This is a genomic window from Haloarchaeobius amylolyticus (genome assembly GCF_026616195.1).
Classification (GTDB): Archaea; Halobacteriota; Halobacteria; order Halobacteriales; family Natrialbaceae; genus Haloarchaeobius; species Haloarchaeobius amylolyticus.
In genome coordinates this window covers 2299394-2319677 of record NZ_JANHDH010000001.1, presented here as the reverse complement: position 1 = coordinate 2319677, position 20284 = coordinate 2299394, and the positions used below count along the sequence as shown (strand labels likewise).

Sequence of the window (20284 nt, the reverse complement as noted above, 5' to 3'; positions counted from 1 at the left end):
TGAACGCAGAAGGACACTTCTGTCCGCCGCCGGGCAGAACGCAGGTTCTGTCGGGGCGTGGTCAGTTCGCCGGCGTGGTCAGGCCCGTGCCTGCTCGGCCGGTAGCCGCTCCTCGGCGACGACGGTCAACTGGTCGTCGACCGTCAGCCGGAGCGTCTCGTCGTCGACCGTCACGTCGAAGGAGACGGTGAGGGGGTCCTCGGTGACGACCGCGACCTCGTCGAGCAGCCAGTCGAGCCCCCACGTCGGTTCGTCCCGGACGTCGGCGCCGTGGTCGTGGTAGAACGAGACGATGGCCGGGTGCCGGGTCAGCATCTCGGTGACGCTGGCGTAGAGGGTCGCGCCACAGCGCTCGCACTCGTACTCGACGAGTGCCTCGTCCTCCTCCGCCCAGTCCGCGCCGGTGTGCGCGCCGAGCAGGACCGTGAACGTCGTCTTCCCCTGGCAGAGCATACAGAACCCGGCCGCGATCTGGTCGACCTGGGCGCGCATCCACCGGTCGAACACCTCCGGCGTCGCCTCGCGGTCGTACTGCGAGAAGACCCCCGCCGGGATGTTCGACTGGAGGGTGAAGTTCCCGCAGTCGCGACACGAGAGGTTCGCGCGTTCGTCCTCGTATTCGAGGTCGAGCGCGCCCCCACAGCGCGGGCACTCGCCGTCGACGGGGACCGGTTCGTCGAAGCCGGCCTGCTGGTACATCCCCGAGAGGATGGCCCCGACGACCGCGATACCGGCGAAGCGCAGGACGTACCCGCCCTCGCCCTCCTCGTCGTCTTCGGGGTCGACCTTCCGGATGAAGGTGCCCGTGAGCTTCGTCAGGTGGTAGTTGAACTGGCCCGAGTCGCGCATGCCGACGCGCTCGCGCAGCTCGGAGAACGGCATGGGCCCCTCCGTCGCGGTCTCCCAGAGCTCGCGGAGGATGGCCACCCGTGTCTCGTTCCCCAGCAACGCGAACGCCGCCCCGTGGGAGACGGCGTCGGCAGGGTCCGTGTTGTCCATACGATACATCAGGAGAGAGAAGCATATCTCGCTACCGTGTCACGGGGCGACACAGTCGGGTGCTGGCCGGTGACCCGCGGTGGCCCGGTCCAGGGCTCAGATGGGGTCGAGACCGACCGCCTCCAGAGCCGTCTGCTTCGCAGCAGGCCCGAGCCGGTACGCCGGCAGCTCCTCCTCGAGGGGGCCGAGGGCCGCCTTGCGCTCCTGGTGGGCCGCGAGGAACTCGGTGATGCGCCCGGCCGCGAGCTCCTTCAGCTCTCCGCTCAGGAGGTCGCCGGCCCGGTACTCGCGGGCGAGACGCTCGACCGCCTCGTCGTCCGGTTCGAAGAAGAACCGCAGGAGCTGGAAGGGCACGTCGACCGTCGGGTCGCCGCCGTGCTCGCGGTGCTCCTCGACGCTCGACCGGCCGCCCGAGAACGCGTGGGTCAGCACCGTGTCGCGGACGGTCTCGGGGTCGTCGTCGAGGGTGATGCTCGGCACGTCGGCGCTGCTCGACATCTTCCCCGGCCCGGAGAGGTCCGGCAGGAACTTCCCCAGAAGTGCCCCCGGCTTCCGGACCGGGAACCGCTCCTTGGCGGCCACGTCCCGGCACACCCGGACGTGCGGGTCCTGGTCGACCGCGACCGGGACCAGCGTCGGGTGCGCGCCGTGGACGAGCTGGGGCAGGAGCAGGTGGGCGGTCTGGACCGCCGGGTAGAACGAGAGGCCGACGTTCTCGGGGTCGCCGTAGGTGGCGTCGACCGTCGCCTGCGTGAGGTGCCTCGCGAACGCGCTCGCGAGGGGGTAGACCACGTCGGCGTCGGCCGTGTCGACGACGATGGTCGTCTTCGCGGGGTCGAAGCCGACCGCGAGGACGTCCCGCAGGTTCTGGCGCGTGTACTCGCCGATTTCGGGATACGTGAGGTCCTTCGAGTAGTACTTCTCGTCGTCGGAGAGCGGGATGTACACGTGCGCGCCCGTGGCGTCCTGCAGGCGCTTCGCGACGTAGAACACCGGCGCGTGCCCGATGTGCATCGGCCCCGAGGGCCCGATACCGGTGACGATGCTGTGTGTCTCGCCGGCCTCGGCAGCGTCGAGGTACGGGTCGACGTCCCGGCCGGCGTAGTAGATGCCCCGGCGGAGCATCTGGTGGTCGGGGAAGCGGTCGACCTGCTCGGCGGTGAGGCGGTCCGCCCCGAACTGCTCGAGCAACCTGTCGTAGTCGACCGTCCCGGAGACGGCGTAGGGCGTGACGGTGAACCCGGGGTCCTCGTCGGTGTCGCTGGTCGTGTGCTGTTCTCCTGTCTCTGTCGCGTGCTGTGCGTCTGTCGTGTCGTCGTGGCGTGTCATCGTGGATACGTGGGACTGGCGGCTGTCGGGCGGTGCACGAAGAGAACGAAGGGAGCACCGCGCCGCCGCCGACCCGGTTACGCCACGTCGACGCCGCACGCGATACTGTCCGCTCCCGGGAAACTGCGCCAGCGCCAGCAGGGAGCGGACTGCATGGGAGAAGGTACTGGATTCCGTCGTTTATCGGTTTCGCTCTCGTGTCGGCCGACCGGCAGGACGACTGCTACTCCTCGACGTCGGCCCAGTCGCCCTCCTCGATGACGAAGTCGTAGAGGTCGTCGCCGGTCACGTCGACGCCCTGACGGGCGAAGAAGTTCGCGACGTTCCGACAGTCGCGTTCGAGGAAGTCCCGCGCGTTCGGGTGGTGGACCGTCACGGCCTGCCCGAGGTCGATGACGACCAGCTCGCCCTCGTGGATGACCATGTTGTACTCCGAGAGGTCGCCGTGGACCAGCCCCGACTGGTGCAGGCGGCGCATGTACTCCCGCACGACCTCGTAGGCCGTCTCCGGGTTCTCGACGTGGACCTCGGCGAGCCGTTTCGCCCGGCCGTCCTCGGCACCGATGTACTCCATCACGAGCAGGTTCCGCTCGACCGCCAGCGGCTTCGGGACCCGGACCCCCGCCTTCTGGGCGCGTTCGAGGTTCGCGTACTCCTTGCGCACCCACGCGAGCACGACCTGCTTCTTCTTCGAGCCGATGCCCTCGAATCGCGGGTCCCCCGTCAGGTAGTCCCGCATGTCCCGGAAGTCCGACGCGTTGATGCGGTACGCCTTGATGGCCACCTCCGGGCTCTCTTGGGCCAGTTCCTCGGCGGAGCGTTCCCCGCCCAGCGCGGTGTAGACGTTCGCCTCCTTCCCCGTCGAGATGGGCCCCCCGAGCGCGTCGACCCAGCCGTCCTGCACCAGTTTGTACAGCGCGGCGTAGGTCGCGTCGTCGAACACCGACGCCTCCACCTTGAACTGGTCGGCGTCCTTGATGCGTTTCCGGAACTGACTGAACTCCCGGTCTCGTTTCCGTGCGATACGGTCGGCTTCCGTGTCGGAGACGTCGATCTCCTCCCACTCGTCGCCGGGCGTCTCGACGGCCTCGGGCTCCACCAGTCCGTACTCCTCTGTCATCTAGCCCATGCCACGTGGCGAAGGGGTATCAGCCTTGGTATCGCCGGCTGCTCGAGTGGAATCGAATCACCGACAGCAGAAACAGCTATCCACCGGACGACCCGCGACGACCGAGAACGAACACCGCCTTACTGGATGTGACCTTCCTCGCGGAGCTGGTCGGCGTCCTGCTTCTCGTAGCGCCAGGTGATGTCGGCCTTCTCGTCCTGCCAGTCCCACGGACTCACGAGCACCACGTCGTCCTCGCGGATCCAGACGCGTTTCTGCATCTTGCCCGGAATCCGGGCTGTGCGCTCGACCCCGTCGGCACAGCGGACTCTGACCCGGTTCGCGCCGAGCATGTTGGTCACCGTCGCGAACACCTCGTCGTCGTCTGGCATACGAAGGTTACGTCGACCGCCGCCCTCGTTGTCACTCATACGTGGTGCTTGGTGGCCGACGTTTTTAACTTATCTGGACTTCCGGAGGTGAGCGGGTCGTTCGGTGGTGGTCGCCCACCCCGGTCACCGACACTGCCCCAGCCCTGAATCGTTTCACGCACGAACCACGCCGTTTAATCCGGTGGCCCCGCGACGGGAGCACATGGCAGCAGATTCGTCCCAGTCTGGCGGTGTCGGCGGCAAGTACGGGCAGATGCTCGGGCTCTCCGGGTTCCTCGGCGGCGTGTTGATGCTCGCCGGCATCGCCGTCGTCGCGGTCGGGAACCCCATCGTCGCGGCCGGCCTCGCCGTCTTCGTCGTCGGCGTGGCCCTGCTCGTGAAGGCACTCCTCAGCAGCATGCTCGGGATGTTCGGCATGGGCGGGATGTTCTGAGCGCGCCCGACCGCCGGAGCTATTTACCACGACCCCGCCTCGTTTCATCCATGGACCTCCTCGCCTCGTCCTGGCTCTGGTACGCCTTCACCCTCGGCGCGGGGGCCTTCTTCGCGCCCTGTGCGTTCCCCCTCCTGCCGGGCTACGTCTCCTACTACGTCGGGACGAGCGCGGGCGAGGGTGACGCGGGCCACCAGCAGGTCTCGACCGCGACCGTCCTCCGGGCGGTCGGGGTCGCCCTGCTCGTCAGTCTGGGCTTCTTCGCGGTGTACGGCCTGCTCGGCGGGGTGGTCGTCGCGCTCGGCACCCGCTACCTCCAGCACATCGCGATACTGGAACTCGTCGTCGGCGCGCTGATGATACTCCTCGGCGCGGCGATGGCCGCCGGGGTGAAGGTCAGCCTCCAGCAGGTGGTCCTCCCCGAGCGAGAGCGCTCGGCCTCGGGGTACGTCGCCTTCGGGGTGGTGTACGCCGCGGCCGCCGCGGGCTGTACCGCGCCCCTGTTCTTCAGCGTCGTCCTCGGCGCGCTGACGACGGACCCCGGTGCTGGAATCGCCCGGCTGGTCGCCTACGCCGCCGGGATGAGCGTCCTGATGATACTCCTGACGGTCGCGACCGCGGTCGGCCGGGACGTGCTCGTGCGTCGGCTCACCCGCAACACGGGGCGCATCACCCGCGCCGCCGGGGCCCTGCTGGTCGTCGCCGGCGTCTACCAGATATACCTCTTCTTCGTCGAGTTCGACGGCGCGGCCCTCCTCGGGTTGGCGTGAGTACCGGTATCACGCCGGGGGAACGCTGACGGGGACCAGCCGCCACGCACCGGTATGGACTGTGTCTTCTGTGCCATCGTCGCGGACGAGGCCGAGGCCACCCTGCTCGACGAGACCGACGAGACGCTCGCGTTCGCCCCACTCGACCCCGTCTCCGAGGGCCACCTGCTGGTCGTCCCGAAGGCCCACCACGAGAACCTGTTCGACATCCCCGCGGCGTCGCTCCGGGCGGTCACCGACCACGCGAAGGACATCGCGACCCGCCTCGAAGCGGCCGCTTTCGACGGCGTGAACCTCCTCCACGACACCGGCGTCCAGCAGTCGGTCCCGCACTTCCACCTGCACGTCGCCCCCCGCCGCGCGGACGACGGGCTGGACCTCTGGCCCGACAGCGGCTACGAATCACGGGGGAAAGAGGAGGACTACGCGGCGGTTCGGGAGGCGCTGGGCGCGACAGAAACAGAGTAGCTGTCAGTACCGCCCGGTCCCGCGCTCGGCCCGGTGCTCGCTGATGATCTGGTCGACCATCTCGTTCTTCTGGTCCTTCTTGCGTTCCTCGGCGCGGTCCTCCCAGTCGGCGATGACCGACTTCACGTCGTCCTCGCGCGCGACCGCGAGTTCGTCGACCTCCTGCATCGCCACGTCGTCGGCCGGGCCGACCGGGATGCGGTGCTCGAACAGTATCTCGTCGGCGGCCTCGGACAGTCCGCCGTCCTTGATGACGACGCGGGGCTCGTGCTCGACGAGCTTCTTCGCGGTCGAGGGACCGGCCCCGGAGGCGTCGCGCAGGTACACCACGTCGCCCTTCGCCAGCCCGTAGCTCTCGTGGGCCGCGTCGATGGCGTCCTTCGTGAACTTCTCGACCGGCTTGACCGGGACGAGCCCCTTCTTCTTCTCGGAGACGTCCGCGAAGTTCGAGTGGTCGAGCTTCCACAGCTCCTTGAGCCGCTTCAGTTTGCCCTCCAGCGCCTCTATCTCCTCGTCCTTCTCCTCGAGGTCGCGTTCGAGCGCCCGGTTCCGGCGCTCCAGGCGCGTGACGGTCCGGCGCTCTTTCGCCTCCTTGCGCTCCTTCCGGCGGGCCTCGGAGAGCTCCTGTTCCAGTTCGTCGATACGGTCGTCCTTCTCCGCGATGGTCGATTCGAGGGAGTCGACGTGCTCGTCGAGGCGCTCGACCTGCCGTTCGAGGTCGCGGATGCGCTTCTCCTCGTCGGTGAGTTCGCGCGGGTCGTGCTCGTGTTCCTCCTCGCCCTCGTCCTCGGACTCGGTGAGCTCCGCGATGACGGCCTCGACGCCGCCCTCACCCGCCAGCACCTTCGCCGTGACCGTCCCGCGGTCGAGGCGGGGCGGCGTCTTCTGGGCGATGCGCGCGAACTGGTCCTCGTGGTCGTCGTAGGCGAACAGGGCCGCCGCGAGCGCGTCGCGCTCGTGGTCGTTGTCGTAGCCGACCTCGCGGGTCCGGTGTTGCTTCTCGTCGATGGGCAGGTCGCTGTCGGGCTCCCAGCCGACGGCGTCGAAACTGGTCCGGACGCGCTGGACCGTGTTCGGCATCGGCGTCACGTCGGCGGCGACGATGACCGGTCGACCGCGCTCGACGACCCACTCGATGACGGCGGCCATGTCCGCGGTCCGGGTCGAGAGCACGTCGAGCACCTGCCCGTCGAGGCCGACGATGGCGACCGCGGTCGTCGTCCCGGGGTCGACCCCGACGATGACGTGGTCGCGGCGCTTCGCGAGGGGTTCGAACTCGATGCCGTCGCGGCGCTCGCGCTCGATCTCGATGCGGGTGTCGCCCGAGCGGTTCCGCGAGAGGGGGATGTCGGCGGGGTGGGCGTCGACCGAGAACACCGCGCTGGAGTAGCCGCCGTACTTCTCGGTCACGTCCACCTCGTAGTCCAGGCCCGCCTCGTCGAGCGTCGACTCGACCTCGCGGGCGCGCTTCTTGACGTTCCCGTGGATGCGCCGCGTGTATCGGTCCTGGCTCCAGCCGCCCTTGCCGGTCGAGCGACCGCGCGAGACCTTCACCCGTGTCGTGTCCGTGAAGGCGCTGACCTCGTAGCCGACGTTGCCGGCCGCGAGGCGTGCGGCCGCCTCGGCCTCCTGCATCGGGTCTTTCCCATACGGAACCCCGTGCCGGGAGGCGACGCGGGAGAGGGGTTCGGGCTGTTCGTCACCCGTCACCTGGACGAGGCGTGTCTCGTCCGGGAGACTCCCGAGGAACCGGACCAGGTCGTCCTTGTCCTCGGCGAGTTCGTACATGTTGTCCGTGGCCACGATAGCCGGCGTCTCGGCGTCGATACGGCGGCGGAGCTTCCGGTAGGTGACCACGTCGCGTTCGACGGAGTCGCCGTCGAAGACGACGAGCGCGTAAGAAGGTGCGTCACCCCGAACGTCCCCGCTCTGGATGTCGACGCCGAAGATGACGGCGTCGAGGGCCGTGGTACGGGCGCTCACACCGCCGGGTAGGCAATCAGTGGCCATAAATCCCGTGCCGCGCCAGCGACCGCCCGTGACGCCCCCCGCATCTCGCCGTCTCCGATTCTCAGCCGCCCGGAACCGGGAACGAAGCTATCTCCCTGGGACGCGTTCACTCTAGACACAGATATGTCCCACGAACAGGGGGAACGCCGCCAGCAGGTGGCGCTGACGAAGGGGTATCGTGACCTGGTCAGGGAGGCGAGAGCGGCGGTCCGGGCGTACCAGCCGACCGAGGCGCTGGCGCGCTTCGGCGACGACGACGTGCTGTTCGTCGACGTCCGGGACGGGGGCGAACTCCGGCGGACCGGGAAGATACCCGGTGCGATCCACGCCTCGCGCGGCATGCTGGAGTTCTACCTCGACCCGAAGAGCCCACACAGCATCGACGCCATCGACCCGGCGAAGGAACTCGTCTTCTACTCGGCGGGCGGCAGCCGGGCCGCCCTCGCCGCCCAGCGCGCCGCCGAGATGGGCTTCCCGTACGTCATCATGGTCGAGGACGGCTTCGACGGCTGGCGCCGGGCCGGCGGCCCGGTCCAGGCGGTGACCGTCGCCAACTGACCGCGCCTGCTTCTCTGGCTCCCCTGCCCCGTCAGCGGAGCGTCCCATCCGCGACCGGGACCACGTCCCCGCCGACCTCGACGTGTACGTCGCCGGCGACCCGGTTCGCCCGCAGTTCGAGCAGCGACGGCCGCCCCATCTCGTAGCCCTGTTCGACGACCGCGTCGACACCGCCGCGGTGCCGGGCGAGGTACCCCGCCAGACAGCCGTTCGAGGAGCCAGTCGCCGGGTCCTCGGGGACGCCGTAGTACGGCGCGAACACCCGGACGGCGTAGTCGTGTGCCTCGTCGCGCGGGTCCGAACAGTACGCCAGCAGGTTCTTGGCGTCGTGCCCCTCGGTCAGGGCATCGTAGGCCGGACGGTCGACCTCGATGGTTTCCAATGCTTCCCGGTCCCGGAGCGGGACGACGATGGTCGGCAGGCCGGTCGAGACCGCCTGCACGGGCAGGTTCTCCGTCACCGCCCCGGGGTCGAGTCCGAGGGCGGCCGCGGCCGCCTCGCGCTCGAACTCCTGTCCGAACGACGGTGCCTGCTGGGTCATCCAGAGCGACCCGTCCTCGACACGGACCGGCACGTCTCCCACCTCCAGATGGAGCAGGACCGGGTCCGGGCTCCCCGTCGCCAGCTGCTCGCGGATGACCCAGGCCGTCCCGAGGGTCGGGTGGCCCGCGAAGGGGATCTCCTCGGCCGGCGTGAAGATGCGGACGTGCCAGCCGTCGTCGTCCCGCCCCTCGACGAACGTCGTCTCCGAGTAGCCGAACTCGCGGGCGATGGCCTGCATCGTCTCGTCGGCGAGGTCCCCCGCCCCCGTCACGACCGCGAGCTGGTTCCCGGCGTAGCGCTCGGTCGCGAACACGTCCACGATGTGGAACTCGTGTGCCATGTCTGTGCGTGCGGACGGCAGCCGCTAAAAGAATCGTGTCGTGTGTGCCCGCGTCACTCGCCGTCCGGGTACGGAATCTCGACGGTGTCGCCGTCGTCCGGGACGAACACCTCGCCGTCGAACACCTCGGAAGCTTCCTCCTCGTGGGCGGAGACGTCGTTGGCGTACCGCGAGGAGATGTGGGTGAGCGCGAGCCGTTTGACCCCGGCCCGGCGGGCGAGTTCGGCGGCCTGTTTCGCCGTCGAGTGGCCGGTCTCGCCGGCGCGCTCGCGGCCGTCCTCCGCGAAGGTCGCGTCGTGGACCAGCAGGTCCGCGTTCGCCGCGACCTCGGCCGTGGCGGCCACCGGTTCCGTGTCGCCGGTGTAGACGAACCGGCGGCCCGGCCGGGGGTCGCCGACGACCTGCTCGGGGTGGACGACGGTCCCGTCCTCGAGTTCGACCGGGTTCCCCTCGTGGAGTTTCGAGAACTTCGGGCCGACCGGAACGCCGAGTTCCTCCGCGTGCTCGCGGTCGAACCGGCCCTTGCGGTCGTCCTCGACCAGCGCGTAGCCCACCGCGTTCGTCCGGTGCTCTACGTCGAAGACGCGGATCTCGTACTCGTCACGGTCGAGGGCCACGTCGCCCGGCGTCACCTCGTGGACCCGGACCGGGAACGACGGCCGGTTGCCGGTCGCCCGGAGCAGCCCCTCGACGACGCGGCGCTCGCCGGCCGGGCAGTGGATGGCCAGCGCGTCCTCGCGGTCGTTGAAGTCCATCGTCTGCATGAGCCCGGGGATGCCGAGGACGTGGTCCCCGTGGGTGTGCGTGACGAACAGGTGGTCGATGCCGAACCCCGTGCCGAAGCGCATCATCTGGCGCTGGGTCCCCTCCGCGCAGTCGAAGAGGAAGCCCTCGCCCTCGCGCTGACAGTAGATGGCCGACGGGTTACGCTGGGTCGTCGGAACGGCCCCACTGGTGCCGAGGAACGTCACGCGAAGCGACATACCAACCCGTCCGCCCGGCAGCGTGAAACCGGTGTCGAATCGGTCGACCGCCGTTCTGGCAGGGACCCGAAAAGATGCGAAACCGTTCATTACCGTTCATCGCCGGCGAAAACCGCAAAATCGACCGAACGGTCCGGAACGGAGTAACCGGTTTATCAGGTCCCGAGACGGAGGATGGACTGTAATGACGCGACCGAACGTCCTGGCGGCACTCGCGATGGCCGCCCTGCTGGTAACCGCCGGCTGTCTGGGTGGCGCTGTCGATGGCACGCAGACAGCCGCCCCGAACAGTGATAGTACCGCAACCGATGGCACCGGTAGCTCGGGCGACGCCACGATGTCCTTCTACGTGAGCGACCGCCCGGGTGCGATCGACGACTTCGAGCACCTCAACGTGACCATCACCGAGGTCGGCCTCCACCGCACCGGTGACGTCGAGTCGGACGAGACCGAGACGGAGACGGAGAACGAGACGGAGACGTCCACGGACTCCGAGACCGAGACGGCGACCGACACGTCCACGACGACCACGGACACCGACACCTCGACGATGACCGCCGAGGAGCCCGACGAGACGACGCACACGATGACGGACACCATGACGAACCAGTCCGTCGACGCGAAGCAGGAGGATACGGAGACCGAGACCGAGACTGACACCGAGACGGAAACGGAAACGGAGACGGAAACGGACGACGAGACCGAATCCGAGACCGAGACCGAGGAGTCCGAGGGTGAGGACGACTCCGACGACTCCGAGGACGCAGAGTCCAGCGAGGGCTGGACGACCTACGAGGTCGACAGCAAGACGGTCGACCTGACCGAGCTCCGGGGCGCGAACGCCTCCAAGCTCGCCGACTTCCAGGTCCAGTCCGGCGAGTACGACAAGGTGTTCGTCTACGTCAGCAACGTCGAAGGCACCCTGAAGAACGGCGAGAAGGTGAACGTCAAGCTCCCGAGCGGGAAGCTCCAGATCAACAAGGCGTTCACGGTCCAGGAGGGTGAGAACACCCAGTTCGTCTTCGACATCATGATCCACAAGGCCGGCAACTCGGGCAAGTACGTTCTCCGCCCGGTCATCAGCGAGTCCGGCACCGGCGACCAGGTCGAGATCGACGACGTCGACGACGACAGTGACGACGAGAACGAGAAGAAGAACGAGAACGCCGGCGAGGGCGAGGACAGCGACGAGTCCGAGTCCGCCAGCGAGCTGACCGCCGAACTGCAGGGACAGGTCAAGGCTGGCGAGACGGTCACCCTGACGGTCACGAACGCGAGCGGCCCCGTCGAGGGCGCGAACGTGACGGTCAACGGCGAGGCAGTCGGTGAGACCGACGCCGACGGCACGCTCGCCATCGAGGTCCCCGACGCCGAGGACCTCGAGGTCGAGGTGACCAGCGGTGACGCGGAGACAGAACTCGAACGCAAGATAGCCGGTGGCAACGGGAACGGCGGGAACGGTAACGGGGCCGTCCTGCCCGCGTAACCGGTCGCGAACAGGCTGAAAATTCGGTTATAGCTATCGGAAATACCCTTTTCTGGCCCGCTGTACGCCGAAATACCCGCAGCCTGGACTGTTCCAGCCGTCCCGGAGCGGTCCAACCGACCCGGAATTATATTCACGGTATCGTGAGAGTAACTTAGTCCCTCCCGTCGGTGCCACCGAACGCTGCGAGACACTCTCTCGCAGGGGCAACGATGAACAGGAAGTTACTCGCGATCGCACTCACCGGTCTGATGGTCGTCGGCGGCGTCGCTCCGTTCGTCGGGACGACGGCGGCCGCACCACAGGCCACACACGGACAGACGAGCGTCGACGGGAGCGTCGGCGCCGGAAGCACAGTGTCGGAGACAGATACAGTACGGGACACGAGCGCGGCACCTGACGACGTGTGGGTCTCACCACGACTGGAACGCCAGTTCGAGCAAAAGGACGTCGTCGAGGTCGTCGTCCGCCTCGAGGAGGGGTCGACGCGCGCCGCGACCGACCGCCAGTCCACCATGCAGACGCTCAAGGCACACGCGGCGGTCACCCAGCGCGAGGTCGCCAGCTGGGCGAACAAGCACGAGGGCGTCCGCCTCTCGAACTCCTGGTGGGTCACCAACGCGGTCCTCCTCGAGGTCCGGACCGACCAGGTCGACCTCGACGAGCTGACGCGACTCGACCACGTCGAGCGCCTCCACACGAACTTCGAGGTCGAGGCCCCCGAACCGCGCGCGACCGGGAACGCCGCCGAGGGCCCGACCACCCAGAACGGCTACAACGCGTCCTACGCGCTGACCCAGACGAACGCGACCGAGGTCTGGGACCAGTTCGGGACGATGGGCGGCGGTGCCAAGGTCGCCGTCCTCGACACGGGTGTCGCGGTCGACCACCCGGACATCGACCTCTACACCGAGAACGCCTCCGACCCGACCTACCCCGGGGGCTGGAACGAGTGGAACGGGGACGGTGAACCCGTCGACTCCGAACCGTACGCCAGCGGCCCGCACGGCACCCACACCTCCGGCATCGTCGCCGGCGGGAACGCCAGCGGGACCTGGATCGGCGTCGCACCGAACGTCCAGCTCATGCACGGCGGCGTGCTCACCGATACGGGGGGCACCTTCGCCGCGATCATCAGCGGCGTCGAGTGGGCCGTCGAGGAGGACGCCGACGTCATCAGCATGAGCCTCGGCTGCATCAACACCCCGTGTTACATCGACGGGATGATCGAGCCGATCCAGAACGCCGAGGACGCCGGCACCATCGTCATCGCGTCCTCGGGGAACGACGGACCGGGCATGAGCAGTTCGCCCGGGAACGTCGTCGAGGCGGTCGCCATCGGCGCGACCGACCGGAACGCGAGCGTCACCGACTTCTCCAGCGGGATGACCGTCGACACCAGCGACGCCTGGGGCGACGCGGCTCCCGACGACTGGCCGGAGGAGTACGTGGTGCCCGACCTCGCAGCACCGGGGAACCTCGTGTACAGCTCGATCCCCGAAGACCAGGCCATCCCGGGCTACCCGGGCTGTGTCGAGGGGTCGCAGTACTGTGAACTCAGTGGCACCTCGATGTCCGCCCCGGCGGTCGCGGGCGTCGTGGCCCTGATGGAGTCCGCGGCCGGCCCCGGCGAGGTCTCGAACGACGACCTCCGCTGGGCCCTCCGCGACAGCGCCTGGAAGCCCGAGGGCGAGCCGTCCGGGAACGACACCCGCTACGGCGCGGGCATCCCCAACGCGCTGCAGGCGACCGAACTGGTCGCACTCGAACAGGGCGTCAACGGGACCGTGACCGAACCGGACGGTGACCCAATCGGTGGCGCGACCGTCAGCGTTGCCGGCGGCCTGTCGACGACGACAGCGGCCGACGGCTCGTTCTCGGTCATCGCCCAGAACGGCACCCACGACGTGACCGCCGACGGCTTCGGCTACGTGCCGGAGACGCGGACGGTCAGCGTGAACGGGAGCTACGCCGTCCAGAACTTCACCCTGGACGAACAGCTCGCGGTCCGCCTCCAGCAGGGCCAGCCCCCAGCGGTCCAGGCTGGCGATAACGTGACCGCGGTCGCACAGGCAGCCAACCTCGAATCCTACACGGCCGAACTCGCCGCGGGCTACAGCGAGGCCGACGCCACGCTGTACGTCAACGGGAACGAGGTCCCGTGGGGCCAGCCCGTCGAGTTCGACCAGCCGACCGACGTGACCGCGACGGTCACCGTCGAGACCGCCCCGAACACCTCCGGGAACGTCTCGGTCGTCCACACCTTCGCGGGGCTGAACGAGTCCGTCGAGGCCACGACCGGGCCGACCCAGGTGTTCGAGGAGTTCGAACAGGTCGGCGTCGTCGATGACGACGACGAGTACGGTCCGGCGGTCGCGAGCACCCTCGACGAGGAGCTGCCCGCGAACTACCAGCTGACCGTTATCAGCTCCGACGAGGCCATCGCGAACGTCGACAGCTACGACACCTTCGTCGTGCAGAACATCGACCCGGCCAACGGCGAGGCGTTCGCGGCCGCGACCGCCGACATCACGGTCGGGACGGTCTGGCTCGACAACTGGGGGAGCGACAGCAACGGCATCCCGACCCGGTCGGACGCCATCGGCGCCCCCGGGACGACCGGGGACGGCTTCGGTGATGGCATCGTCTCCTACGAGGCGACCGCCGACCACCCGATCCTCGACGGCGTCGTCGAACCCGGCGAGACGGTCCAGCTCCACACCGCGACCACGTTCAACGACCACTCGTGGTTCGGCCAGGCCGACTCGACGGTCGTCGCTGACCTCCACACCGCCGACGCGGGCGTGAAGGGCGCCGGCCTCGCGGTCGACGGGGAGCGCTGGGACGTCCTCGCGTCGTCGCTCGGTCGCGAGATATTCGTCACGGACGAGCAGTTCACCGAGGAGGCCGACCAGATCCTGGCGAACTCGGTGCTGTTCGCGTCCGACACGCCGGAACCGGCCGGCACGGTCGACGTGACCGAGACGACCGTCCAGCCCGATGGGACCGCCACGGTCACCGTCTGGACCGACACGCTGGACGACCTCTCCGGCTACCAGGCCAGGCTCGACTACGACCCCGACAAACTCTCCGTGGTCGACGTGACCGGCAAGGACATGCCCGACCCGGTGACGAACGTCGACGAGCAGAACGGGACCATCTACATGGCCCAGGCCGTCGCTGACGGCGTCGACGACCCACAGTTCGTCGAGGTCGAGTTCGAGGTCCTGATGGACGACTACGGCCAGGAGGCCGACGTCACCTGGGACCGCGGCAGCTCGCTGGTGACCTACGAGAACGGCACCTCGCCGCTCGTCTCGTGGACCCCCGGCGCGGTCTCGACCGCCGACGGGATGCTGGGTGACGTGAACATGGACGGCGAGCTCACCGTCCAGGACGCCACGCTCGTCCAGCAGTACATCGTCGGCGACCTGCCGCCGGGCGCCACCTTCAACGAGGACCTGGCCGACGTGAACCAGGACGGCGCCATCACCTCCGCCGACGTGACCCTCATCCTCGAGGAGATCGTCGACGAGCAGCTGACGGCGACGGTGGACACCACCGTCACCGCCATCGACGTGAGCGCGCTCGCGGCACGCGCCTGACCCGGGAGTCGCATCGCTCGCCGACCACCCTCGCCCCGTGCAGGGTCCTTTCACAGACGACCGCGACGCGGCTTTCAGTACCGCCCGTTCGACGGGCACCCCGGCGACCGACCCGGTCGCCGTTCCGACACGACCACGACCATGACCACCACCCGACTCACAGACCCGAGGACCGTACTGCTGGCGGCGTGCTGTCTGGCGCTCGCCGTCTCTCCGACGACCATCGCGGCGGCCGACGCCGAGCCGAACGCCACCCTCTCGCTGTCGACCGCCGAGGTCGCGAACGACGCGGACACGACGACCGTGACGCTCGCGGCCACCGGCGAGGACGTCGCCGGCTACCAGGCGAACGTCACCTTCGACCCGTCAGTCGTCCGCGTGACCGAGGTATCGGGCGCCGACTTCCCCGACCCCGTCGTCAACGTGAACAACGAGGAGGGGTGGGTGTTCCTCACCCAGTCCCGGGCGAGCGGGAGCGCGGACCCGGCGCTGGCTCGCATCACCTTCGAGGCGGTCGGCTCGGACGCGTCCACCCGGCTCCGGTTCGTCGAGGACGACACGCTCGTCAACGACGGCGACGGCGAGCACGTCGGCACGTCGCTGGACCCCGGCGGCGTCGCGGTCGGCGAGAGCCAGGTCGGCGCGATGGCCGACGGCGCCGGCACCGACGGCGAGGGGTCGGCACCGGACGATGGGGGTTCCTCCGGGGACACCACCGGTGCCGGTGACGGCGCGGCATCGAGCGACAGCGCACTGCTCCCCGAGTCCGCCACCCAGCCGGTGCTCGTCGCCGGTGCGGGGCTGGTCCTGCTGGCGGGCATCGCCATCGGCCGCCGGTCGTCCTGAGAATCGACCGATTCTTAGGCCGTCCTCGCTTAGGCGGCGATGATGGACGCGCCGCTGTGGACCGACACACACGCCCCGGACCTGGCGGACCTCCCGCAAGACGAGGCCCGCGAGTACCTCGAGAAGGCCGTCTCGGAACCGATGAACCTCGTCCTCCACGGCCCGCCCGGGAGTGGCAAGACCGCAGCGGTGCGCGCCCTGGCCCGCGAGTCCCACGAGGACCCCGAGAACGACCTCGTGGAGATCAACGTCGCGGACTTCTTCGGCCGGACGAAGACCGAGATCAAGAACGACCCGCGGTTCGAGTCGTTCCTCGTCGGCAAGTCCGACCTCTCCAAGCGCGACATGATCAACCACGTGCTCAAGGAGTCCGCGAGCTACGCGCCGGTCTCTGGCCACTACAAGACCGTCGTGCTGGACAACGCGGAGGACATCCGCGTCGACTTCCAGCAGGCGCTGCGCCGGGTGATGGAGCGCTACCACCGGACGACCCAGTTCGTCATCTGCACGCGCCAGCCGACGAAGCTCATCCCGCCGATCCGCTCGCGCTGTTTCCCGGTGTCGCTCCGGGCCGCGACGAACGCGGAGACGGTCGACATCCTCCGGGACATCGTCGAGGCCGAGGGCGTCGACTACGACGACGACGGCCTCCAGTACGTCGCCGGCTACGCGGAGGGCGACCTCCGCGAGGCCATCCTCGCCACGCAGACGGTGTACACGAACGAGGGCGAGGTGACGATGCAGACCGCCTACGAGACCATCGGCGAGGTCGGCGACGAGGAGGTCATCCAGTCGATGCTCGACGACGCCGAGGCCGGCGAGTTCACCGACGCGCGCTCCACGCTGGACGACCTGCTGGTCGACGAGGGCTACAGCGGGCAGGAGGTGCTCGACTCGGTGCTGCGCGTGGCCCGCAAGCGCTACGACGGCGACCGCCTGGCGCGCCTGCACCGGCTGGCGGGCGAGGTCGACCTCGACATGAGCGAGGGGACCTCCGACCGGGTCCACCTCTCGCACCTGCTGGCGGAGCTGGGGCGCGGGACGGCCTGAATCGGCGTCTTCTGTGGAGAACGCAGTCGCTCGATAGCGTGGCGAACAGGCGGCCGGACTCGAACCGTCGCGGGGTGGCCGCACACCCGCCTCGCCCACGCGACGCCGACGCTCAGGTCACGCCGGGATTGTGCCGGCCCGGTATTTGAACCCTGGCGAGGACTCTTGCCGCTACCGCGCGAACGGGGAGGTATGCCGTCGCTCTCGGAGACGTACATCTCGAACCGCCAGCGCGTCCAGCCGAACCACGCGAACAACTACGGGGCGGTCCACGGCGGGAACCTGATGAAGTGGATGGACGAGGTCGGCGCGATGTCGGCGATGCGGTTCGCGGGCAACTCGTGTGTGACCGCCGCCGTCGACGAGTTCTCCTTCGAGCGCCCCATCCCGGTGGGCGACACCGCACTCATCGAGTCCTACGTCTTCGAGGCGGGCCGGACCAGCGTCAAGGTGTTCCTCCGGGCGTTCCGCGAGAACCCACGGACGGGCGAGCGCGAGCAGACGACGAGTGCCTGTTTCACCTTCGTGGCACTGGGCGAGGACGGGAAGCCGACCCGCGTCCCGGAGCTGACGGTCGAGGGTGACGGCGAGGAGGAGCTGCGCGAGCAGGCGCTGGCGAACCAGTCGAGCGAGTAGCCCTACTCGAGCACGACGACGTACCGGGTCAGCGACCGGTGGACCCGGCGCTCGAAGGTGTCCTCGACCGCCCAGCCCGCCGCGCGGGCCTGCTCGACCCAGGAGCGGTCCGCGACGACGACACAGCGGTCGGCCACCCGGCGGGCCTCGGCGAGCGCGCCGGCGACGAGGTCGTCCAGTGCGTGGGTCTCGATCTTCGACTGGCGGCCGTAGGGCGCGTCGAAGACGACCGCGTCTATCGCGTCGTCGCGCAGGGGGAGGCGGGTCGCGTCGCCCCGGCAGACGTGCCAGTCGCCGGGGTCCTCGATGGCGTGGTCAGCCGAATCGAGGAAGTGCGAGAGGTTCTCCGTCGCACCCGCGACCATCTTCGCCTGGGCGTCGGTGCCGACCACGTCAGCGCCGACGAGCCCGGCCTCGACGAGGACGCCGCCGGTGCCACACATCGGGTCGAGCAGGCGCTGGCCGGGGGCGGCCCCGGCGATGTTGACGACGGCACGTGCCAGGAGGGGGTCCATGCTCCCGGGCTGGAAGAACGGTTTGTCGGTCGGCATGCGGTCGCCGAAGTCGCGGGTCGACTCGACGGCGAGCCAGCCCAGTGCGCAGACGCCGCCCTCGCCGGCTGTCGGGTCGGTCTCGTCGTCGCCGTCTCCCCCGTCCTCGTCGGGCTCTTCGAGCGGCGCGAAGACGGCCCGGAGCTCGTGGTCGGGGTCGTCGAGGTCGACCGTGAAGCCGCGGTCGACGAGGACCTGGCCGAGCGCGCGCTCGGCGTCGCTGGTCGAGATGCCGGTGGCGCCGCGGACGTCCCGCGCCCGCACCGCGACGCTTCCCTCGCGGTCGATACCGGCCGCCTCGAGCAGGGCGACCGCGCTGTCGATGGCGGCGTCGGTCCGGCCGACGAGCCGGCTCGCGCGGTGCGTGTAGGCGAGCCCTCGCACCCGGTCGGGCGCGACGCTCCCGGCGGTCGCGAGCCCGACCCCGATGCGTTCGACGCCGGTGGCGGCGTTTCCGGCCTCGCGGGCGGCGAAGGCGTCGTCCTCGCCGCCGAGTTCCAGCAGGTACACGCGTGCTGGTACTCGGCTGGGATTGAATACGATTGTGATGCGGGCCGGTACGGGCGAGGACCCCGGTGCCGTGTCCGTGGGGGTCGGCTCGCGCGCGCTCCAGCACGCGTCATCTCCCCCGTGCGACCTGTCAGTCACCCCGGCGAAAGGATTCAAGTCAGCCTTATACCGGCAACATTCGAGGGTTCTGTCCCCGGCGAACCCCGTCACGTCCGTCGGTTTCGGGTGATACGCGCACACGGCACCAACCTTTATAAACCTTAAATACGACTTTTAAGACGATATATGACCGACCCCAAGGAGACCATCAATATCGAAAACGTGGTCGCGTCGACTGGCATCGGCCAGGAACTCGACCTCCAGAGCGTCGCCATGGACCTCGAAGGTGCGGACTACGACCCGGAGCAGTTCCCCGGCCTCGTCTACCGGACGCAGGACCCGAAGTCTGCGGCGCTGATCTTCCGTTCCGGGAAGATCGTCTGTACCGGCGCCAAGAGCACAGACGACGTGCACGAGAGCCTCCGCATCGTCTTCGACAAGCTCCGCGAGCTCAACATCCAGGTGAACGAGGACCCCGAGATCGTCGTCCAGAACATCGTCACCAGTGCGGACCTCGGTCGTAACCTCAACCTGAACGCCATCGCCATCGGCCTCGGCCTCGAGAACATCGAGTACGAGCCCGAGCAGTTCCCCGGCCTCGTCTACCGCCTCGACGAGCCGAAGGTCGTCGCCCTCCTGTTCGGCTCCGGCAAGCTCGTCATCACCGGCGGCAAGAAGCCCGTCGACGCCGAGCACGCGGTCGACAAGATCGTCTCGCGTCTGGAAGACCTCGGCCTGCTGGAATAGCAGGGCACAAGCCACCGGCCTCCCAATGGCCGGTATGCTCGCTCTCGCGCAGCTCGACCCAGCCACCGGCTCGCCAGTGGCCTTCCTCGGCACGTTCCTGCTGGCGGCCCTCTTCTACGCGGTGACGCTGCACATCGCCGCGCGGAACGTCCTCGGCAGCGTCCCGGTCAAACCCGCGTTCGTCGTCGGGCCGCTGCTCGCGGCCGTCTCGCTCCTGCTCCAGCGCCGCGGCCCCGCGGTCGTCATCCCGGTCCTGCTCCTGCTCGACGCCTTCGCCATCCACTGGGTGTACGGCCTCGACCGCCGCGAGACCGCCTTCGTCGCCGTCATCCACTACACCGTCGCGGTCATCCTCGGGTTCACGCTGTACAATCTGGTGGCGCTGCTGTCGACCGCGCCGACGTAGGCGTCACCGAGGCGCGACCCGACCTCCCCACCCCGACATACCGGGGTTTTTGTCCCTCACCCCCGCAGTCCGGGTATGGAACAGTCCCAGCGCACCGGTATCGCCCGCGGCGGCCTCTCGTTCATGCTGGCCGCGGTCGTCATCTTCGCCGTCGGCGCGACGGGGACCTACCCCAGCGACGGCCTGCTCGCCGCGCTGGTCGTCCTCGGCGTCGCCATCGTCGTCGCCTCGCGGTTGCTCGAGAACCCGATGCTGGCGGCGGTCTGGTTCGCGCCAATCGTCGCCGCCATCGTGCTCTTCCTCCAGCAGGACACGTCGAGCGAGAACCTCGTCACGCAGTCGGTCGTCGTCGGCGCCATCGGCGTGGCGCAGGTGCTGTTCTCGCAGGTCGGCCGGTAGCAGAGTCGAGAACGAA

Annotated in this window: 20 protein-coding genes; 12 read left to right on the top strand and 8 right to left on the bottom strand. The window is 68.9% G+C overall.

Annotated elements, in window-relative coordinates; translation table 11 throughout:
- Positions 1-78 precede the first annotated feature (78 nt).
- The 4 genes from NOV86_RS12010 to eif1A form a co-directional block, all read right to left on the bottom strand.
- Positions 79-999 (bottom strand): ArsR/SmtB family transcription factor, encoded by a 921-nt coding sequence (locus NOV86_RS12010; RefSeq protein WP_267641635.1) that lies wholly within the window; start codon positions 997-999, stop codon positions 79-81.
- Positions 1000-1095: 96 nt separating this feature from the next.
- On the bottom strand, positions 1096-2328 hold the full coding sequence (locus NOV86_RS12005; protein WP_267641634.1) for a tryptophan--tRNA ligase: 1233 nt from the start codon (positions 2326-2328) through the stop codon (positions 1096-1098).
- Positions 2329-2551: 223 nt separating this feature from the next.
- On the bottom strand, positions 2552-3448 hold the full coding sequence (gene rio1, locus NOV86_RS12000; protein ID WP_267641633.1) for a serine/threonine-protein kinase Rio1: 897 nt from the start codon (positions 3446-3448) through the stop codon (positions 2552-2554).
- A 128-nt stretch (positions 3449-3576) separates the two neighbouring features.
- Positions 3577-3867, bottom strand: coding sequence for a translation initiation factor eIF-1A (eif1A, locus tag NOV86_RS11995; RefSeq protein ID WP_267641632.1), 291 nt, complete (start codon positions 3865-3867; stop codon positions 3577-3579).
- A gap of 163 nt (positions 3868-4030) precedes the next feature.
- Between eif1A and NOV86_RS11990 the strand changes: the two genes are divergently transcribed.
- The 3 genes from NOV86_RS11990 to NOV86_RS11980 are packed head-to-tail and all read left to right on the top strand — an operon-like array spanning position 4031 to position 5499.
- Positions 4031-4261, top strand: a complete 231-nt coding sequence (locus tag NOV86_RS11990; protein WP_267641631.1) for a DUF7470 family protein — start codon at positions 4031-4033, stop codon at positions 4259-4261.
- Between the two features lie 50 nt (positions 4262-4311).
- Positions 4312-5031 (top strand): cytochrome c biogenesis CcdA family protein, encoded by a 720-nt coding sequence (locus tag NOV86_RS11985; RefSeq protein ID WP_267641630.1) that lies wholly within the window; start codon positions 4312-4314, stop codon positions 5029-5031.
- A gap of 54 nt (positions 5032-5085) precedes the next feature.
- Entirely contained in the window at positions 5086-5499 is a 414-nt protein-coding gene (locus tag NOV86_RS11980) for an HIT family protein (RefSeq protein WP_267641629.1), read from the top strand.
- Between the two features lie 3 nt (positions 5500-5502).
- On the opposite strand, the gene NOV86_RS11975 is transcribed toward NOV86_RS11980, so the two are convergent.
- Positions 5503-7482 (bottom strand): DUF460 domain-containing protein, encoded by a 1980-nt coding sequence (locus NOV86_RS11975; RefSeq protein WP_267641628.1) that lies wholly within the window; start codon positions 7480-7482, stop codon positions 5503-5505.
- 150 nt (positions 7483-7632) lie between these two features.
- On the opposite strand from NOV86_RS11975, the gene NOV86_RS11970 reads away from it, so the two are divergent.
- Positions 7633-8067, top strand: coding sequence for a rhodanese-like domain-containing protein (locus NOV86_RS11970; protein WP_267641626.1), 435 nt, complete (start codon positions 7633-7635; stop codon positions 8065-8067).
- A gap of 31 nt (positions 8068-8098) precedes the next feature.
- Here the strand turns inward: NOV86_RS11970 and NOV86_RS11965 are convergent, their stop codons facing one another.
- Both NOV86_RS11965 and rnz read right to left on the bottom strand, forming a co-directional pair.
- Positions 8099-8950: a PhzF family phenazine biosynthesis protein gene (locus NOV86_RS11965; RefSeq protein ID WP_267641625.1), complete on the bottom strand. Its 852-nt coding sequence runs from the start codon at positions 8948-8950 to the stop codon at positions 8099-8101.
- A 53-nt stretch (positions 8951-9003) separates the two neighbouring features.
- A complete protein-coding gene (rnz, locus tag NOV86_RS11960; RefSeq protein WP_267641624.1) occupies positions 9004-9933 on the bottom strand; it encodes a ribonuclease Z in 930 nt (309 codons plus the stop codon).
- A 184-nt stretch (positions 9934-10117) separates the two neighbouring features.
- Between rnz and NOV86_RS11955 the strand changes: the two genes are divergently transcribed.
- The 5 genes from NOV86_RS11955 (at position 10118) to NOV86_RS11935 (ending at position 17556) form a co-directional block, all read left to right on the top strand.
- Positions 10118-11419: a DUF4382 domain-containing protein gene (locus tag NOV86_RS11955; RefSeq protein ID WP_267641623.1), complete on the top strand. Its 1302-nt coding sequence runs from the start codon at positions 10118-10120 to the stop codon at positions 11417-11419.
- A 212-nt stretch (positions 11420-11631) separates the two neighbouring features.
- Positions 11632-15024 (top strand): S8 family serine peptidase, encoded by a 3393-nt coding sequence (locus tag NOV86_RS11950; RefSeq protein WP_267641622.1) that lies wholly within the window; start codon positions 11632-11634, stop codon positions 15022-15024.
- Positions 15025-15165: 141 nt separating this feature from the next.
- Entirely contained in the window at positions 15166-15870 is a 705-nt protein-coding gene (locus NOV86_RS11945) for a cohesin domain-containing protein (protein WP_267641621.1), read from the top strand.
- Between the two features lie 42 nt (positions 15871-15912).
- The gene (locus tag NOV86_RS11940) at positions 15913-16920 is read left to right on the top strand and encodes an AAA family ATPase (protein ID WP_267641730.1); all 1008 of its coding nucleotides are present in this window, start codon (positions 15913-15915) and stop codon (positions 16918-16920) included.
- 192 nt (positions 16921-17112) lie between these two features.
- Positions 17113-17556 carry an acyl-CoA thioesterase gene (locus NOV86_RS11935; protein ID WP_267641620.1) on the top strand — a complete coding sequence of 148 codons (444 nt, stop codon included), beginning with the start codon at positions 17113-17115 and terminating at the stop codon, positions 17554-17556.
- 2 nt (positions 17557-17558) lie between these two features.
- On the opposite strand, the gene NOV86_RS11930 is transcribed toward NOV86_RS11935, so the two are convergent.
- The gene (locus tag NOV86_RS11930; RefSeq protein ID WP_267641619.1) at positions 17559-18617 is read right to left on the bottom strand and encodes a methyltransferase domain-containing protein; all 1059 of its coding nucleotides are present in this window, start codon (positions 18615-18617) and stop codon (positions 17559-17561) included.
- A 285-nt stretch (positions 18618-18902) separates the two neighbouring features.
- On the opposite strand from NOV86_RS11930, the gene NOV86_RS11925 reads away from it, so the two are divergent.
- The 3 genes from NOV86_RS11925 (at position 18903) to NOV86_RS11915 (ending at position 20268) form a co-directional block, all read left to right on the top strand.
- Complete coding sequence (locus NOV86_RS11925; protein ID WP_267641618.1) at positions 18903-19463, top strand: TATA-box-binding protein; 561 nt, start codon at positions 18903-18905, stop codon at positions 19461-19463.
- Between the two features lie 34 nt (positions 19464-19497).
- Positions 19498-19869, top strand: coding sequence for a DUF7473 family protein (locus NOV86_RS11920; RefSeq protein WP_267641616.1), 372 nt, complete (start codon positions 19498-19500; stop codon positions 19867-19869).
- Positions 19870-19944: 75 nt separating this feature from the next.
- Positions 19945-20268, top strand: a complete 324-nt coding sequence (locus tag NOV86_RS11915) for a hypothetical protein (protein WP_267641615.1) — start codon at positions 19945-19947, stop codon at positions 20266-20268.
- Positions 20269-20284: the final 16 nt, after the last annotated feature.

Bases quoted from the DNA above. Each gene is read 5' to 3' on its own strand.
- NOV86_RS11925 (WP_267641618.1), top strand. From the start codon at position 18,903: ATGACCGACCCCAAGGAGACCATCAATATCGAAAACGTGGTCGCGTCG.
- NOV86_RS11920 (WP_267641616.1), top strand. From the start codon at position 19,498: ATGCTCGCTCTCGCGCAGCTCGACCCAGCCACCGGCTCGCCAGTGGCC.
- NOV86_RS12010 (WP_267641635.1), bottom strand. From the start codon at position 999: ATGGACAACACGGACCCTGCCGACGCCGTCTCCCACGGGGCGGCGTTC.
- NOV86_RS11950 (WP_267641622.1), top strand. From the start codon at position 11,632: ATGAACAGGAAGTTACTCGCGATCGCACTCACCGGTCTGATGGTCGTC.
- NOV86_RS11915 (WP_267641615.1), top strand. From the start codon at position 19,945: ATGGAACAGTCCCAGCGCACCGGTATCGCCCGCGGCGGCCTCTCGTTC.
- NOV86_RS11970 (WP_267641626.1), top strand. From the start codon at position 7,633: ATGTCCCACGAACAGGGGGAACGCCGCCAGCAGGTGGCGCTGACGAAG.
- NOV86_RS12005 (WP_267641634.1), bottom strand. From the start codon at position 2,328: ATGACACGCCACGACGACACGACAGACGCACAGCACGCGACAGAGACA.
- rio1 (WP_267641633.1), bottom strand. From the start codon at position 3,448: ATGACAGAGGAGTACGGACTGGTGGAGCCCGAGGCCGTCGAGACGCCC.
- NOV86_RS11945 (WP_267641621.1), top strand. From the start codon at position 15,166: ATGACCACCACCCGACTCACAGACCCGAGGACCGTACTGCTGGCGGCG.
- eif1A (WP_267641632.1), bottom strand. From the start codon at position 3,867: ATGAGTGACAACGAGGGCGGCGGTCGACGTAACCTTCGTATGCCAGAC.
- NOV86_RS11965 (WP_267641625.1), bottom strand. From the start codon at position 8,950: ATGGCACACGAGTTCCACATCGTGGACGTGTTCGCGACCGAGCGCTAC.
- NOV86_RS11935 (WP_267641620.1), top strand. From the start codon at position 17,113: ATGCCGTCGCTCTCGGAGACGTACATCTCGAACCGCCAGCGCGTCCAG.
- NOV86_RS11980 (WP_267641629.1), top strand. From the start codon at position 5,086: ATGGACTGTGTCTTCTGTGCCATCGTCGCGGACGAGGCCGAGGCCACC.
- NOV86_RS11985 (WP_267641630.1), top strand. From the start codon at position 4,312: ATGGACCTCCTCGCCTCGTCCTGGCTCTGGTACGCCTTCACCCTCGGC.
- NOV86_RS11940 (WP_267641730.1), top strand. From the start codon at position 15,913: ATGGACGCGCCGCTGTGGACCGACACACACGCCCCGGACCTGGCGGAC.
- NOV86_RS11955 (WP_267641623.1), top strand. From the start codon at position 10,118: ATGACGCGACCGAACGTCCTGGCGGCACTCGCGATGGCCGCCCTGCTG.
- rnz (WP_267641624.1), bottom strand. From the start codon at position 9,933: ATGTCGCTTCGCGTGACGTTCCTCGGCACCAGTGGGGCCGTTCCGACG.
- NOV86_RS11990 (WP_267641631.1), top strand. From the start codon at position 4,031: ATGGCAGCAGATTCGTCCCAGTCTGGCGGTGTCGGCGGCAAGTACGGG.